The organism is Kitasatospora sp. NE20-6 (assembly GCF_045862635.1).
This window is the reverse complement of sequence record NZ_BPRL01000114.1, coordinates 1-15,274: the sequence shown is the minus strand read 5'-3', so window position 1 is coordinate 15,274 and position 15,274 is coordinate 1. Positions and strand designations below refer to the sequence as shown.

The following is a 15,274-nucleotide window of genomic DNA, read 5'->3' as shown; positions in this document are numbered from 1 at the left end:
ACTGGCTCCAGGTGTCACGAGCCTCTTCCGGGTTCAGCTCCCGGGACTCGATGACGGGCGCGTCACCGCGGGTGCGCTCCGTGCGGGGGCGGCGGTGGCGCTGGGGCAGGTCGCCGGTGTCGTCCGGCGCGCTGTCCGCGGGAGCCGGCGTCGGCCACTGGGGTGCCGAGGGGGGTGCTGCAGGCAGGGGAGCCATGGCCGATATCGGTTCCTCTTCCTCGTCGATCGTGGTCAGCAGGTGCGGGGGGATGGTGAGGACCGCACGGACCCCGCTGTAGGGGGAGACCTGGTCGATCGAGACCTGGAAGCCGTGGTCGGCGACGAGGCGGCCGATGGCTGCGAAACCGAGGGCCGGCGGATCGCCGAGCTCGGTGAGGAGCGTGTCCTGCTGGTCCCCGCCCGAGACCAGGCGGACACCGCGGCGGGCGGCCTCCGCACTCATGCCCGTGCCCGCGTCGTCGATGGTGATGCAGACGCTGCCGTTGCCGGTCTGGATCACGCCGGCCTCCACCGCGAGGTCGTCGCGGGAGTGCTCCAGGGCGTTGGCCATGAGCTCGGTGAGGGCCACGGCGATGGGCTCCGCGGCGCGCCCGACGACTGCGAGGTTCGAGGCGAGCAGCCGGGAGTTGATCTTGATGCGCTCGTAGCCGTGGAGGCGGGACGAGGCCCCGCTGACGATCTCGACCACGTAGGTGTCCGGCCGCACGTGCCCGGGCCAGGCTCCGCACACGATCGCGGCCTTCTGGACGAGACGGATGGCCTGTTCGTTGAGGTGGTCGACCTTGAACAGGCTGTCGAGCAGACGCGGGTCGTCGAAGTCGCTCTGCAGGCTCTCGACCTGCGTCTGCAGCCGGTACGACAGGGCCTGGATGTCCTGGCACGCGCCACGGAGCGCCGCGCGGGCGGAGGCGTCGATCCGCCGGCGCTCCTTGGTCACGGTGTCCGAGTAGTGGCCGAGAACGGCCTCGTGCAGGGGGGCGTACTCGGTCCCGGCCAGGGCCTCGTGCTTGAGGCCGGGAACCGGGTGGTGCGAACTGACCAGGTGCAGCGCCAGGCCGGGGAGGCGGTCGGCGACCAGGTGCCGGAGCTCGTCACCGAGCAGCTGGAGTTGGTCGCCGAGCTCCTGCCCGCGCTTGTCGGATGCACTCAGCGCCTCGGACTGCACGGCGCTTCGCGCGACCAGGGCGCGACGCGAACGTGCCAGCAGCGCCGTGGTTATGGCGCCGGCTGCAGTCGTGGCGCCGAGCACCACTGCGGCGGTCTCGGAAATCGAGGTCAACGGTCGGGTCCTCGGGGCTCGTGCCGGCTCCGGAGGCAAGACGTTGAGGAGCCACTCGTTCACGGCGAACAAGAGCCCGACCTTCGGAGGACCGGCGGATTGGGGGCGGAAACTGATCGATGGAGCAGCACCGGACGCAGCGGCGGCGGGCAGTCACTTGCCATGTGCACGACATGTTTGGTCGCGCCGACCGGCAGACATGCGCCTCGCCGCTCAGTTCATCGCCGGGCTGTCGCTCCACGACACGACGGCGCTCCGCACGGGACGTCCGACGTCCCTGCATGCGATGGCCTGGCAGACGTGAGCATCATCCTGAACTCCGCGGGTCTTCCATCAGGGCCACGGAGCAGTAACTAGAGTGATGCGCTCCGTATCTGAGAGATCATTAGATCACATCATAGGTGACGCAATCCAAGCAGGTACTGACTGCGGGGTGGCTCTCTGGGTGATCGTCGATGCAATTCCCGATCGAGGAAGAACATCTGATGAACGGTCATGGTCGCCTCGGTCGGGGTGGCCGGGCGGTCGCCTCGGTCGGGTGTCCGGCCGCCGGTCCGGCCGGCCGTTCCTGGCCGGCCAGCGCGTGCGCCCGCATCTCGGCGGCCCGGGGGTTCCCGATCGCGCCCAGCAGTTCGGCGGCCCGCAGCCAGCTCTCACGGGCCGCGCGCGGGTCGCCCAGGTCCCGTTGGGCCAGGGCCAGGTGGTCGAGCACCTCGGCCTGGTTGTACCGGTCGAGCACCTCTTCGTAGAGTGCCAGAGAGATCCCGAAGTGATGTACGGCTTCGTGGAGTTCACCCAGGTGGTAGAGCGCGTAGCCGATGCTGTCCCGGGTCGCGGCCTCACTGAAGCGGTTGCCGGTCTCCTGCAGCAGCGGCAGCGCCTCCTGACAGGAGGCCACCGCCTCGCGGTGCCGGCCCAGGAGGGCCAGGTACCAGCCCACGGCGTTGAGTTCACGGGCGACGAGGTTGTGGTCCGACAGCGTCCGGTAGATCGCCAGGGCCCTGCGGGCGTGGTCCAGCGCCTCCCCGTACCGCTGCTGCCGGCCACGGACCCAGCCGATGGCGCGCAGGGCGTTCGCCTGGTGCAGCGGGGGGAGGCGTTCGAGTCGGTGCTCGACCAGGCCGACCAGCCGGTCGGCCTCCTCGCCCTGCCCGGTCTCGGCCAGCGCCCGGGCCAGGGCGGCCGCGGCGGAGCTGACACCCACGGGATCATCGAGCAGGAGCGCGGCGTCCAGGCCGAGCCGCTGCATCGCGATCTCGTTCGCCCACTGCCCCTGGGCCGAGAAGTAGGGCATGCAGTCGGTGGCGAGCCCCAGCCGGAAGTGCAGCAGCCGGGGGTCGTCGGTCTTGCGCAGCGCGGCGAGCACGGTGCGCACCTCCTGGTCGAACCAGGCGTTGGCCTGCTCCCGGCTGTCGAACGGGACGAGGACGACGCCGGGGGCCGGCGGCTGCTCCAACTCCATGACGGGACGGGTCTCCAGGGCCCTGACTGCCCCGCGGGCGTTGTGCCGCAGGTAGTCGAGCAGGCGCAGCTCCGCGGCGAACCGGTCGTCCCGCTCCCGGTCGAGCAGGTCGGAGGCGTGCTCCCGGACCAGGTCGTGCAGGACGAAGTGCCCGTCCGCGCCCCGGGAGAGGAGGCTGGCGGCGGACAGGGCGCGCAGCAGCCGGCGCGCCTCCGCCATCGGCTCGCCCGCCGTCGAGGCCGCCGACTCGGCCGAGAAGAAGGGACCGGGGAGGACGGTCAGGTGACGGAAGAACCTGGCGGCCGCCGGTTCGAGCGCGTCGTACGACCACGAGAAGACCGCGCGGACGTCCGTGTGCGGGTCGTCCGTGGTCAGGACGTCCAACCGGGACCAGGACTGGGCCAGTTCGGCGGCGGCGACCCCCAGCGCCATGGCGGGCTGCGCGGCGAGGTGGGCGGCGACGACGGCCACCGCCAGCGGCAGCCGCCCGCACAGGGCCACCAGCCCGGCCGCGCCGGCCGTCTCCGCCGCCACGCGCTCGGGACCGATCCGGGCGGCGAGGGCGTCCAGGGCCTCGTCGTCCGTCCACAGACCGAGGTCGACCAGGTGGGCCTCGTCGGTGGCCGCGAGCGCGGTCAGGTGGTTGCGGGAGGTGATGACGGTGAGGCAGCCGGGCGACCGCGGCAGCAGGTGCCGCACCTGCTGCGAGTCCCGGGCGTTGTCGAGGAGCACGATCATGCGCCGCCCCGCGAGCTGCTCCCGGAACAGGGCGCCGCGCTGATCCGTCCCCTCGGGCACCGACCTGCCGGGAACGCCGAGCGCGGCCAGGAACCCGCCGAGCGCCTCGCCCGGGTCCACCGCGATGCCCGAGGGGTCGAAGCCGCGCAGGTTCACGTACAGCTGCCCGTCCGGGAACCGGTCGGCGACCTGGTGGGCCCAGTGGACCGCCAGGCTGGTCTTGCCCACCCCGGCCATCCCGCCCACCGCCGCGACCAGGGCGTGCCCCGCCCGGTCGCCGATGCCGTCGGTGAGCCGGCGGACGCCCGCCAGGACGTCCGCCCGCCCGCGGAACGTCCGCAGGTCCGGCGGCAGTTGCCGGGGGACCTGCCGGGCCGGCCGCGAGCCGTCGGGCCGGGCGACGGCCGTCAGTGCGCGACGCTCGTCCTCGTCGAGCCCCAGGGCGTCCAGCAGCTCGTCGAGGGTGCTCCGCCTGGGGTGGCTGCGCCCGCGTTCCATGTCGCCGATCGCCCGCACACTGACACCGGACGCGGCGGCAAGGCCCTCCAGCGTCAGCCGTGCCTGCTCGCGCGCCGCACGCAGCAACTCGCCGAAAGTCCGCTGCTCCACCTGCCACTCCTGATCCTCGGCCCGGTGAAGATCATCGCATTGCGGGGGTGGCGGCGTCCCGCCGGTCCGCGGGTGCGGACCGCCCCCGAACCGCCGCTCGCCGGGCCTGCCGCCGCGCGATGAACAACCGCGATGAACAACTCGGTACCGAGGCACGGGCCGAACGGGCGCGCGCCGAACTGCGCGCCCGCGGCGCGTCCTCGCAGCCCTCCGCCACCAACCCGGCGGCACCGACCCGACGGCGTCGACGGCGCGGAGGGTACGGACGGCGCGGAGGGTACGGACGGAGTCGGCCGCCGGGAGGGATCAGCCCCTGCCGGCTGTCGGCCCGGACGCGACGGGCCTGATCCGTACCGTTGCCGCGTGCGCGTCCGGGCCGGTGAGGAGCACGGCGGCGGCGCCGTACTTGGCGCGGTAGGCGGCGTCGATCGCCTCGGCCGGCCGTTCGTGGCCGGTCTCCAGCAGGACCTCGCGGTCCGTGGCCCCCACCCGGACGCGGCCGCGGCCGGACTCCCGGGCGGCCCGGTACCACAGGGAACCGGTGCCCCGCTGGGCGCGAACGAGGAGAGCGCCCCGTACGACGACCATGCCGACCTCGACGCCGGGGTGGCCGCCGTCCCCGGCGCTCAGGACGAGCGAGCGGGCGCCGCCGAGCAGCGCCAGCTCCCGGGGTGTCCAGGCGGTGCTCACAGGCCGTCCTCCGGCGTGCGGGCGGGGCCGAAGCTGTCGGCCGTCCACGAGGAGAGGATGCGCAGGGCGTCGTGCGAGGGGCTGCCGGGCTCCGCGGTGAGGACCATGAGGCGCTGCCCCGAGCCGTCGGGGCTGTCCCAGGTGTCGCAGTCGAGGGTGAGGTCCCCCACCAGCGGGTGCCGGTAGTGCTTGGTGCCGCTGCCGGCCCCCAGGACCCGCTGCTCGGCCCACCAGGTGCGGAAGTCCTGGTCCTGGATCGACAGTTCCCCGACGAGGCGGGCGAGTCCGGAGTCGCCGAGGTCGGTCGCCGCTGCCATCCGCAGGGCGGCCACGGTGTCGCGGGCGTCGTGCGCCCAGTCCAGGTGCATGCCCCGGAACGCCGGATCGGTGAACATCAGCCGGACGTAGTTGCGCCCGGCCGCGGGGACCGACCCGAAATCCGTGTACAGGACGGCGGCCGCCGGGTTCCAGGCCAGGATCTCCAGGTGCCTGCCCAGGACCAGGGCCGGGGTCTGCCCGAGCTGTTCCAGCAGGCGCCGCACGGCCGGACGCACCTGCTGCGGAGGCTTCCGGCGGCGGGGCCGGGCGCCGGACCTGCCGGCCAGTTCGTAGAGGTACGCCTCCTGGTCCTCGCCCAGGCGCAGCGCACGGGCGAGCGGGGCCAGGACCGAGGCCGAGGCCGGGACCTGGCCCCGCTCCAGACGGATGTAGTAGTCGACGCTGATCGACGCCAGCAGGGCGACCTCCTCCCGGCGCAGCCCGGGCACCCGGCGGGGGGAACCCGTGACCGGCAGGCCGCACTCCTGTGGTGTCAGCTGGTCCCGGCGGGCCCTGAGGAAGGAACCGAGCCCGCCCGGGTCGGATGCAGGTTTCATGCCGTCCAGTATCTCCGCCCTGTGCACACGTGTGAGGGGGCAGGATCGTGCCCCCTCCGGGAACGGCTCCCGGTTCGGGGTTCGGCAGGTTCGGCGGGTACGCCGGTGCCGCCGTGGGCCGTCCGGGACCGCAGCCCGGGCGGCCTCAGATCAGGCTGCCGCACCAGACGTTCCGGGCGAGCCATTCGTCGTGGCTGAACCCGTCCCGTTCGGGGGCGGCCGCCGCCGTCGGCACCGAGACGAACGTGCTCTCGGGCCGGATCCGTTCGGGCAGCTTGCTGAAACGGCCCCGTACGGCTCCGGCCGTCGGAGCGGGCGCGTCCTCGCGAGGTTTCATCCTGTACCTCCCACACGTGGTCGGACTGTGGACCGGGAACGCAGGCGCGGCGCGACGTGTTCCCGGCGGGCCTCGACCCGGGATCGGAGCCGTCGGCCTACCGCTCCATGGTAACCCTTCCAGCTGGTTAGTAAAGAGAGGTTTGCCGTGAGCCTGGCTCGCCTCGGCCTGGTAATTCGAATGCCCATGCGCGGCATCAGGCGTCGAAGGGTGATCTTGCGCTCCATCAAGTCACCTGTCAGAGTGGTTACGCGCCGCGCAGGCGCCAGGCCCCGCCTCGGCTCTGCGCGCGCATTCGACCCCCACCGAGAGCCGCGGGACACCACGGCCCTGGAAGGAACGCCATGCGCAGCAGCAACCCGGTCTTCGCCCGGCGAGGCTTCCGCCACCACGACGCCACCGGCAGCCCCGCCGTCCGGCAGCCCGAACCGGTGGGCGCCATGGCCGGAGGCGGCCCGGAGGGCGTGGCACCCGCGGGCCCGCCGGCCCGGGAGGCCGCGCAGGGCCTCGTCGAGGTGGCGCCCGCGCAGCACCCCGCCATGACCATCGACGACGTCACGACCCGCGCCGGTGCCACCCTCGGCACCCTGGTCCTCGCCGCCGCCCTGTCCTGGGTCCTGCTGCCCGTCGACTCGGCCGGCATCGGCACCGCCTACGCCGTCGGGGCCGGCGCCGCACTGGCCGCCTTCCTCCTCGCGATGGTCCAGGCGTTCCGGCCGAGCCCCTCACCGGCGCTGATCCTCGGCTACGCGGCGCTGGAAGGCGTCTTCCTCGGCACCGTCTCCGACGCCACCTCCGCCTTCATCGCCCCGGGTGTCGTCGTCCAGGCGGTGCTCGGCACGATGGCGGTCTTCGCCGGAGTGCTCATCGCCTACCGGCGCCGCTGGATCCGGGTCACCCGCAGGTTCTCCGGCCTCGCCCTGGGAGCCGCGACCGGACTCCTCCTGCTCATGGCGGCCGACCTGCTGTTCTCCGCCTTCGGGGCCGACTCCTTCGGCTTCGGCAGCGGTCCCCTCGGGGTGGTGTTCGGCATCGCGGGCATCCTGCTCGGCGGGGCCTTCCTGGCCCTGGACTTCAAGCAGGTGGAGGACGGCATCGCCCAGGGCGCGCCCCGGGAGGACGCGTGGTTCGCGGCCTTCGGTCTCACCACCACCCTGGTGTGGATCTACCTGGAAGCGCTCCAGGTGCTGTCGATCCTGCGCGGCGAGGACTGACCCGCCCGCCCGTACGGCCGCACGCCCGCCCCGGCTCCGTGCGCGTTGCCGGGCGGGGCTCCACCGTCCCCGGTGGCTGACCGAGGGCTTCACAGCACCCGGACCGTCGAATGACCCAGCACCGGGGCCGGACACGTGTCGGCGACCCGTGTGCGGCCGATGCCCCTGACCTGCGGTGCAGCCGTGCCGACCGGCACGTTCGCCGCTCCCGCCGCAGCCCGGCGCGTCGGCGGACCGGTACCCGTCGGCAGGTGTGATCCACCGTCAACTGACGGATGCACCGACCCATGGCGCCGGGCCACTGTGGATCCCGTCGGCCCGCAGGGAAACGGGTGCCCTCCCCGAGTGCGCACCCCGACCACGGCCGACCACCGGCATCCCGCCGGTACGCAGAGGCGGACCCCGGCCCGCCCGGAAGTCCCGCGCACGCCGTAGCACGCCCGTGCCGACCGGCGACGCCTCACACCCATACATCCATACATCCGCACATCCATGGACGGAACCTGATGAAACGACTCGTGACAGTCCTCGCGGCCGCGGTGCCCCTGGCCGCCGCGCTGTACGTACCGTCGGCCTCGGCGGCCCCGGACGGCTCCGCCACCGCCTCGTACGGCTGCACCACCCCCGCGCCGAAGGCCCCGGCCGGCACCCAGGTGGAGAGCGTCACCGCGGTCGCGCACGCCGCGGGCACGGTCGACGTACCCGCGGTGTTCCCGCTGGGGGAGAACCACGTCCCCGACGTACCGGCGTTCTGCGACGTCACGGTCACCCTCACCCACCCCGGGCAGGGCGACCACGCCAGGGTGCGGGTCTGGCTGCCGGCGCAGAAGTGGAACGGCCGGCTGCAGACGCTGGGCGGCAGCGCCTACGCCGCCGGCGACTACGGCACGGGCCTCGCCGCGGCGGTCAGGAACGGGTACGCCGCCGCCACCACCGACGCGGGCGTCAGCTCGTACATCGACACCGGCTGGGCGCTGAAGGGCGACGGCCGGGTCGACACCGCGCTGCTGGAGAACTTCGCGTCCCGGTCCGAGCACGAGGCGGCGCTCGTCGCCAAGGAGGTCGTCGCCGGCCACTACGACCGCGCCGCCTCCTACTCCTACTTCAACGGCTGCTCGACCGGCGGACGCCAGGGCTACGCGGAGGCCCAGGCGTACCCGGACGACTACGACGGCATCCTCGCCAACGCACCCGCCGTCAACTGGGACGACTTCGAGGTCGCCACCCTGTGGCCGCAGGTGGTGATGAACGAGGAGAAGACCTACCCGACCGGGTGCGAGTTCAAGGCCTTCACCGACGCGGCCGTCCAGGCCTGCGACACGCAGGACGGAGCCAGGGACGGCCTGCTGGCCGATCCGGGCGCGTGCGGCTACGACCCGCGCCGCCTGATCGGCAGCACCGTCGAGTGCGACGGCGAGCAGCTGACGATCACCGCGGCCGACGCGGAGGTGGTGCGCCTGATCTGGGACGGGCCCCGCACCCCGTCGGGGGAGAAGCTGTGGCCGGGTGTCCCGGTCGGCGCGGACCTGAGCGCCCTCGCGGGCACCGTCGTCGACGGCACCGGCCGACGGGTGGGCGCGCCCTTCCCGGTGCCGGCCGGGTGGGTGTCGTCGTGGGTGGAGAAGCAGTCCGTCCCGAACGTCCAGGCCATCACCTACGAGCGGTTCGCCCAGCTGTTCGAGCAGTCCCGGGCCGAGTACGACACGATCATCGGTACGGACGACCCGGACCTGTCCGGCTTCCGCAAGGCCGGCGGCAAGCTCCTCACCTGGCACGGCTCCGCCGACCAGTACATCCCCGCCGAAGGCACGGTCCGCTACCGCCAGCAGGTCGAGCAGCGGATGGGCGGCGCCCGGAAGGTCGACGACTTCTACCGCCTCTTCCTCGCGCCCGGCGCCGTCCACTGCGGCCTCAGCGGCAGCACCGACGACCTCGCCGCGCTGACGGCCTGGGTCGAGCACGGCAAGGCGCCCCGGACGCTGGCCGCCACCCTGACGAACGCCTCCGGCCGGACGATCAGCCGGAACCTGTGCCCGTACCCCTCCGTCTCCCGCTACCAGGGCCACGGCGACACCGCGGACGCCGCCAGCTTCCGCTGCGGCCCCGCCACCCGCCGCTGACCCGCCGCTGACCCGCCCGACACCGCCGCGGCCCGCGCACCCCGCCCAGGGGCGCGCGGGCCGCGGCGCTGCCACTTCCGGTGAGCGGCGCGCACCGGGAGTCCGGTCGGTCCGGCGGCGGCGCGAGCCGTCGCAGTGTCAGGTTCGTCCGCCGGTACGCCGTGACCAGCGGAACCGGTCCTCCGGCGGCAGGCTCCAAGGCCGGACCGGACGCACCGTGTCGGCGCCCTCACGGCGCAGCACCGTCATCAGCTTGCGGAAGTCGCGCGGGCTCGGCCCGGTGAACGGGGCTGTCCAGGACGGCTGCGACGCCGTGATCACACCAGCTGCGCCGGGATCATCTCCTGCGGGCGGGTCGCTTCGCGCCATGCCCCGGGGAAATCCGATGGTGCGACGCAGCTCTGGTACCAAGAATCGCCGGATGGATGAAGTGAAGCTGTCCGATGGGATCGTCACCCTGTCCCCACTGCGCCCGGACGATGCCGAGGCGCACCTTGCGGGTGAGGACGAGCTGCTCGTTCGCCGGCTCAACGGCGGTCCCGGCACCCGGGAGGGCATCGAAGCGTACTTCCGGCACTGCCGGGAACAGTGGGAGGCTTCCGGGCCGCTGCGCGCGTTCGGCATCCGGGTCGACGCCGGCGAGGTGCTCGCGGGGACGATCGACCTGCGGTTCGCAGGGGACGGCCTGGTCCCTGGGCAGGTGAATATCGCGTACGGCCTCTACCCGTCCTGGAGGGGGCGCGGCCTGGCAACCCGCGCGGTCCTCCTGGCCTCCCGGTACGCGGCCGGTGAGGGCGGGGCGGAGGCGGTGATCCAGGTGGAACCGGAGAACCCCGCATCTGCTGCAGTGGCGCAGCGGGCAGGGTTCACCTCTGGCCGGCGGACGCACGGCAGGGACGGCACACGGTTCGACCGGTACACCCGGGACCTGCGCGCCGCCGTCCGGTGACGGCCGGCAGTTAGCGGGACAGCCCTGAGGGCAGCGTCTGTCCGCCGGGTCGGGCGGCAATTGCGGTTCGAGACGACTCCCGAACCCGTGTACGGCGGACGGCAGGACGGAGGGGCCCGGCCGTAGCCGGGCCCCTCCGTGGTTCTGGGTCTCAGAAGTGGTCGACGTCCACGACGGCCTGGGCGAAGGCCGTCGGGGCCTCCTGGGGCAGGTTGTGGCCGATGCCGGTCAGGGTGCGGTGCTCGTAGGCCCCGGTGAACATGGCGCGGTAGGAGGAGCCGTCGCCGGGTGCGGTGAACGGGTCCAGTGCCGGGTCGAGGGTGATGGCCGGCACGCCGATGGTCGGCTTCCGGGCCAGCCGGTCCTCGTAGCGGTCGTAGCGGTGCTCCCCCTCGGCGACGCTGAGCCGCCAGCGGTAGTTGTGGATCACGATCGCGGCGTAGTCGGGGTTGTCGAAGGCGGCTTCGGTGCGCGCGAAGGTGGCCTCGTCGAAGTTCCAGGTGGGGGAGACCGTCTGCCAGACGAACCGGGTCAGGTCGTGCCGGAGGTTCTTGGTCCGCATGGCCTTCTCGCCGCGTTCGGTGGCGAAGTAGTACTGGTACCACCAGGTGTGTTCGGCGGCCGGGGCGATCGGCTCCAGCTGGGCCTCGCGGTTGGTGATGAGGTAACCGCTCACCGAGACCAGGGCCTTGACGCGGTCGGGCCACAGGGCGGCGAGGATGTCTCCGGTCCGCGAGCCCCAGTCGAAGCCGGCCACGACCGCCCGGTCGATCCGCAGGGCGTCCATCAGGGCGATGATGTCCAGCGCGATGGCGGACTGCTGGCCGTTGCGGAAGGTCCGGGGCGACAGGAAACGGGTGGTGCCGTGGCCGCGCAGGTAGGGGACGATCACGCGGTACCCGAGGGAGGCGAGGAGCGGGGCCACGTCGACGTAGCTGTGGATGTCGTACGGCCATCCGTGCAGGCAGAGGACCACCGGGCCGCGCGGGGGCCCCAGTTCGGCGTAGCCGACGTCGAGCAGCCCGGCCTCGACCTGCTTCAGGGCGGGGAAGGTCGTGTGGGTGCCCGGGGTGACGGTGGGGACGACCGGGGCGCCGCCGGACCGGCCCGGGACGGGTGCGGCGCCGGAAACGCCCTGCAGACCGGTCAGCGAGACGGCGGCCGCCCCGGCGCCCAGCCCCAGAACCCTGTTGAAACTGCGCCTGTCGATCATGTGATGCCTTTCGGGAGAAGCGGATGAGTCCCCGCACGGGGCAGGGCCTGTCGGGACGTACCCGGGTGCACGGGACGGCGGTCGCCGGTGACCCCGCCCGGCGTGCACGGGCGCCTGGCGGCGCCGGCGGCGGGCCGGTGCACCTGCCCGGCACACCGCACTCTTCCGCTCCCGGCGGCCCCGGGACATCAGTCACATGACGGTCAGTACCCGAGGCAGTGTCCGGGGGGCTGGACGTGGCCGGGCGTGGCGGGACACAGGCGGTTCGGAGGAACCGCACCCTGCAGATCGTTACCTGCTCGGGCAGTGACGATAGCTTCGGGTGAGGTCGGCCGCCCCATAGGTTCGGCAGGAGTGTGCCTCCGAAGCGCGGGCATTGCGCATTCACCGGTAACTTGTCAAACTGGTGACGTGATGCATGCCTTTCCCTGCGGAACCCTGCCCCTCGACTTCGTCGGAACCCTGCGCGCACGGCGCAACGCCGTGCCGACGGAGAAGCTGGCGATCCCGGGCCAGCTCGACGCCTGGTTCGTCGAGGCCGGCATGTTCGACGCCGCGCCCGGCGCCGACGAGACCGACCTCGCCGTCGCCGTGGACCTGCGCGAGTCGATCTACTCGCTCGTCGCCGCCCGCCTTGCCGGTGAGCCGCTGCCGCCCCGGGCCGTCGCCGAGGTGAACAAGCACGCCGCGGGGCTGCCGGTGACGCTGCGCCTGCACGCCGACGGCGCCACCAGGGCCGGGGTCGCGGCCCAGGGGCTCGCGGCCCTCGCCCGGGAGACCGTCGAGATCATCGGGGGTGACGACGCAGCCCTCCTGCGGGAGTGCGCCCGGCCCGAATGCGCCCAGGTCTACCTCGACCGCTCGCGGGGCCACCGGCGCGAGTGGTGCGCCATGAAGACCTGCGGAAATCGGGTCAAGGCTGCCACCTACCGCGCCCGCCAGCACGGCGCGGCCGGCTCGTGAGCGTGTCACCGGGGCCGGTCCGCCGCTGAGGCGGGCGGGACGGGGACGGCGGGCGGCGGCGCACCCGTCCGGGCCGACCAAGGCCGACGAAGGCCGACGAAGGGCCCGGCACACGTGGGAGGCGCGGCGCAGGACGATCGCTGCTGCACCGGGCATCCGGCGTGCCGCCGTACGGGCCGCTCCGAAGCGCGGCACATGTTCCTGTTCGTCCTGTCTCACACCCGGTGTCACACGTGTTCCGGCGGCGTCTAGAGTCTCGGTATGACCTACCGCAAGGGCCTCGTGCTCGACTTCGGCGGAGTGCTGACCACTCCGCTGGTCCCCGCCGCGCTCGCCTTCGAAAGCCGTGCAGGGCTTCCGGAGGGCGCCCTGCTCAGCGCCCTCTACCTGGACGAGCAGATGATCCGCCGCACCGAGGAGCTGGAGCGCGGCACGATCACACAGGCGGGGTGGAACGCCGAGGCCTCCCGGCGGCTCGGCATCGCGGACGACAACCTCATGGGGCGCATCTTCGCCGACCTGCGGCCGCAGGAGTCGATGATCGCGGCGGCGGCCGCCGCCCGGCGGGCCGGTGTGAAGGTCGGCATCCTCTCGAACTCCGTCGGCCGGACGCCGTGGGACCTCTACGCGGGCTACGACCTCGACTACGACGCGGTGGTGATCTCCGAGGAGCACGGCCTGCGCAAGCCGGAGCCCGAGATCTTCCGGCTCGTGCTCGACGCCCTCGGACTGCCCGCCGACCACTGCGTGTTCGTCGACGACACCGAGCGGTACCTGCCGCCGGCCGCCGCACTGGGCTTCGCCACCGTGCACGCCAAGGAGGCGGCGCAGACGATCTCCGAGCTGGAGGAGCTGCTGGGACTGGACCTGTCCGGACGCGCCTGAGTCCCGGCCGTCTCGGGCCGGTCTCGCCGGGCCCGTCTTGCCGGGTCGTCTTGTCAGGTCGTCTTGGTCGGGTCGCCACAGCCACAGCCACAGTCGTGGCCGAGGTGACCCGGCCCTGCCGCGCACGGAAGTCCGTGGGCGCCGGCCGCCCGGGCCGGTCGGTACGTCACGGCCCGGGCGGGGGCCTGCAGCTGTGTCAGCCGGCCAGTGCGGTGGCGTTGATGGTGACCGGGATGTTGCCGCGGGTCGCCTTGGAGTACGGGCACAGCTGGTGTGCCGCGTCGCCCAGCTCCACGGCCGTCTCCTGTTCCACGCCGCCGAGTTCGAGGTCGAGGACCGCGCCCAGGCCGAACTCGCCGTCGTCGCCGTGGGTCAGTGTCATCTCGACCGTGACGGAGGTGCTCGTCAGCCGGACCTTCCGCTCGGCGGCGGCCCGGCGTACGGCCCCCAGGAAGCACGCCCCCCAGCCGGCGGCGAACAGCTGCTCCGGGTTGGTGGCGCCGCCGGCGCCGCCCAGCTCCTTCGGGATGGCGAGCGGGGTGACGAGAAGCCCGTCACTCGCGGCGACCTGCCCCCCGTTGCGCCCCTCTCCCGTCACGGTGACCACTCCGGTGTAGCTGACTGCCATTGCTCTGTCTCCTCATGTGGGGGCGTGAACCGCCCTGCTGGTAACCGGTCTGACTGGTGACGATTATTGCCAGGCTTTCCGCAGAGCGTCAACCCTGCGTTCGGCCGTCGACGTGCGAGGTGTTCGGGGGTGCCCCGCCGCCGCTGCCTCGTGGGCTTGGTGTCGGGGCGGCCCTGGCGGGCCTGTCGAACCCTCTCTGGTCAGGGATTGTGTCCCTGGGGTGGGTGCGGGCCGATCGAAGCCGGGGGTTGTGTGCGGGCGCGGCGGGCCTGCCTGCCCTGGGGCCGGGTGGGAGGGGTGGGCGCTTCCGTCCGGGGCGAAGGCTGTGGGCGGTCTTGCATTAATAACCCCCTTGACAGGTTACTCGGTCAGGTCGCACGCTGGTCTGGCGCCAAGAGGCGTCGACGATCCGAGGAGCGGACGATGAACGACGAGGGCAGCACCCCTGGGGCCGGTACGGTCCGCGAGCGCACTTCGGGCCATGTCTTCGATCCAGAAGTCCTCTGGAACGCCTACTCCTCCATCGACCCGTACCTGGCGCCGAGCCTCGGCCCGAGTTCGGATCTGGGGCTCGGGCGGTGGTTCCGGAGCGGCGACCGCCGTCCCTGACCCGCAGGAGTCCGCCCCCGCCCCGGCCGGGTGAAGTGCGCCCCGGTGGGTGGAATTCTCGTCCGGCGCCCCCTCCGGAGGCATGCGTCGTTCGACGGTGTTCGGCGTGGCGCGTGGGCCGGCGGCCCGGTGCGTCATTCGACGGATGTGGGCGGTGCGGTCCGGCGCCATCCTGACGGCGTGGCCGGTGAGGACCTTCCCTCCGCGACCCCCTCGGACATCGGGGTGGTCGAGCGGCGTCGACGTCCTTTTGTGCTACGTCAATGCGCTGTATTGCATAGCAAGTGCCACATTCAAGTGGCAGATAATCGCAAGGTCGAGGGGATGGACATGATCACGTACGACCGGCTCTTTATTGCGGGTGTCTGGAGCGAGCCGAGTGGGGCGGGGTTGCTGGAGATCCGGTCCCCGCATGACGGGGTGGTGATCGGCCGGGCTGCGCAGGCTCTGCCGGCGGATGTCGACCGGGCGGTGGCCGCGGCCCGGGCGGTCTTCGAGGAGGGTGTCTGGCGTGGGACGCCGCCGCTGGAGCGGGTGGCGGTGCTGCGGCGCTTCAATGCGCTGCGGGAGGAGAGTGCGGAGCGGATCGCCGGTCTGATCGCGGCGGAGAACGGTTCGGCGGGCTGGTTCACCCGGGCCGGGCAGTCGGGTCTGACCCGGCAGGCGGAGGCCTATCTGAAGGCGGCGGAGGAGTTCGGGTGGG

General features: G+C 72.9%; 14 protein-coding genes and 1 pseudogene. 7 read left to right on the top strand and 8 right to left on the bottom strand.

Features of this window, described 5'->3' with window-relative positions:
* The 5 genes from SNE206_RS39175 to SNE206_RS39155 all read right to left on the bottom strand — a co-directional run.
* A partial coding sequence (locus SNE206_RS39175) for a sensor histidine kinase (RefSeq protein ID WP_407918372.1) occupies window positions 1–1,279 on the bottom strand: 1,279 nt, incomplete at its 3' end.
* 493 nt (window positions 1,280–1,772) lie between these two features.
* A complete protein-coding gene (locus tag SNE206_RS39170) occupies window positions 1,773–4,088 on the bottom strand; it encodes an ATP-binding protein (protein WP_407918371.1) in 2,316 nt (771 codons plus the stop codon).
* Window positions 4,089–4,394: 306 nt separating this feature from the next.
* Window positions 4,395–4,778, bottom strand: a complete 384-nt coding sequence (locus SNE206_RS39165) for a DUF2255 family protein (RefSeq protein ID WP_407918370.1) — start codon at window positions 4,776–4,778, stop codon at window positions 4,395–4,397.
* Complete coding sequence (locus tag SNE206_RS39160; RefSeq protein ID WP_407918369.1) at window positions 4,775–5,653, bottom strand: helix-turn-helix domain-containing protein; 879 nt, start codon at window positions 5,651–5,653, stop codon at window positions 4,775–4,777. Before SNE206_RS39160 ends, SNE206_RS39165 begins: the two co-directional genes overlap by 4 nt.
* Before the next feature lie 145 nt (window positions 5,654–5,798).
* Window positions 5,799–5,990: a hypothetical protein gene (locus SNE206_RS39155; protein ID WP_407918368.1), complete on the bottom strand. Its 192-nt coding sequence runs from the start codon at window positions 5,988–5,990 to the stop codon at window positions 5,799–5,801.
* Between the two features lie 344 nt (window positions 5,991–6,334).
* Here SNE206_RS39155 and SNE206_RS39150 point away from each other — a divergent pair, with 344 nt between their 5' ends.
* The gene (locus SNE206_RS39150; protein ID WP_407918367.1) at window positions 6,335–7,204 is read left to right on the top strand and encodes a Bax inhibitor-1/YccA family protein; all 870 of its coding nucleotides are present in this window, start codon (window positions 6,335–6,337) and stop codon (window positions 7,202–7,204) included.
* Between the two features lie 506 nt (window positions 7,205–7,710).
* Window positions 7,711–9,324, top strand: coding sequence for a DUF6351 family protein (locus tag SNE206_RS39145; protein ID WP_407918366.1), 1,614 nt, complete (start codon window positions 7,711–7,713; stop codon window positions 9,322–9,324).
* A gap of 118 nt (window positions 9,325–9,442) precedes the next feature.
* Here the strand turns inward: SNE206_RS39145 and SNE206_RS39140 are convergent.
* Window positions 9,443–9,693: pseudogene (locus tag SNE206_RS39140) on the bottom strand (hypothetical protein); the annotation flags it as partial.
* A gap of 16 nt (window positions 9,694–9,709) precedes the next feature.
* Here SNE206_RS39140 and SNE206_RS39135 point away from each other — a divergent pair.
* Window positions 9,710–10,273 (top strand): GNAT family N-acetyltransferase, encoded by a 564-nt coding sequence (locus SNE206_RS39135; protein ID WP_407918365.1) that lies wholly within the window; start codon window positions 9,710–9,712, stop codon window positions 10,271–10,273.
* 151 nt (window positions 10,274–10,424) lie between these two features.
* Here the strand turns inward: SNE206_RS39135 and SNE206_RS39130 are convergent, their stop codons facing one another.
* On the bottom strand, window positions 10,425–11,486 hold the full coding sequence (locus SNE206_RS39130; RefSeq protein WP_407918364.1) for an alpha/beta fold hydrolase: 1,062 nt from the start codon (window positions 11,484–11,486) through the stop codon (window positions 10,425–10,427).
* A 414-nt stretch (window positions 11,487–11,900) separates the two neighbouring features.
* Here SNE206_RS39130 and SNE206_RS39125 point away from each other — a divergent pair, with 414 nt between their 5' ends.
* Both SNE206_RS39125 and SNE206_RS39120 read left to right on the top strand, forming a co-directional pair.
* Window positions 11,901–12,449 carry a CGNR zinc finger domain-containing protein gene (locus SNE206_RS39125; protein WP_407918373.1) on the top strand — a complete coding sequence of 183 codons (549 nt, stop codon included), beginning with the start codon at window positions 11,901–11,903 and terminating at the stop codon, window positions 12,447–12,449.
* Window positions 12,450–12,710: 261 nt separating this feature from the next.
* Complete coding sequence (locus tag SNE206_RS39120) at window positions 12,711–13,334, top strand: HAD-IA family hydrolase (RefSeq protein ID WP_407918363.1); 624 nt, start codon at window positions 12,711–12,713, stop codon at window positions 13,332–13,334.
* A gap of 196 nt (window positions 13,335–13,530) precedes the next feature.
* Here SNE206_RS39120 and SNE206_RS39115 read toward each other — a convergent pair whose 3' ends face one another.
* Window positions 13,531–13,962 (bottom strand): Ohr family peroxiredoxin, encoded by a 432-nt coding sequence (locus SNE206_RS39115; RefSeq protein ID WP_407918362.1) that lies wholly within the window; start codon window positions 13,960–13,962, stop codon window positions 13,531–13,533.
* A gap of 423 nt (window positions 13,963–14,385) precedes the next feature.
* Between SNE206_RS39115 and SNE206_RS39110 the strand changes: the two genes are divergently transcribed.
* Window positions 14,386–14,571: a hypothetical protein gene (locus tag SNE206_RS39110; RefSeq protein WP_407918361.1), complete on the top strand. Its 186-nt coding sequence runs from the start codon at window positions 14,386–14,388 to the stop codon at window positions 14,569–14,571.
* A 330-nt stretch (window positions 14,572–14,901) separates the two neighbouring features.
* The coding region (locus SNE206_RS39105; protein ID WP_407918360.1) for an aldehyde dehydrogenase family protein at window positions 14,902–15,274 on the top strand (373 nt) is incomplete at its 3' end.

Bases quoted from the DNA above. Each gene is read 5' to 3' on its own strand.
- SNE206_RS39160 (WP_407918369.1), bottom strand. From the start codon at position 5,653: ATGAAACCTGCATCCGACCCGGGCGGGCTCGGTTCCTTCCTCAGGGCC.
- SNE206_RS39155 (WP_407918368.1), bottom strand. From the start codon at position 5,990: ATGAAACCTCGCGAGGACGCGCCCGCTCCGACGGCCGGAGCCGTACGG.
- SNE206_RS39150 (WP_407918367.1), top strand. From the start codon at position 6,335: ATGCGCAGCAGCAACCCGGTCTTCGCCCGGCGAGGCTTCCGCCACCAC.
- SNE206_RS39145 (WP_407918366.1), top strand. From the start codon at position 7,711: ATGAAACGACTCGTGACAGTCCTCGCGGCCGCGGTGCCCCTGGCCGCC.
- SNE206_RS39135 (WP_407918365.1), top strand. From the start codon at position 9,710: ATGGTGCGACGCAGCTCTGGTACCAAGAATCGCCGGATGGATGAAGTG.
- SNE206_RS39130 (WP_407918364.1), bottom strand. From the start codon at position 11,486: ATGATCGACAGGCGCAGTTTCAACAGGGTTCTGGGGCTGGGCGCCGGG.
- SNE206_RS39125 (WP_407918373.1), top strand. From the start codon at position 11,901: ATGCATGCCTTTCCCTGCGGAACCCTGCCCCTCGACTTCGTCGGAACC.
- SNE206_RS39120 (WP_407918363.1), top strand. From the start codon at position 12,711: ATGACCTACCGCAAGGGCCTCGTGCTCGACTTCGGCGGAGTGCTGACC.
- SNE206_RS39115 (WP_407918362.1), bottom strand. From the start codon at position 13,962: ATGGCAGTCAGCTACACCGGAGTGGTCACCGTGACGGGAGAGGGGCGC.
- SNE206_RS39110 (WP_407918361.1), top strand. From the start codon at position 14,386: ATGAACGACGAGGGCAGCACCCCTGGGGCCGGTACGGTCCGCGAGCGC.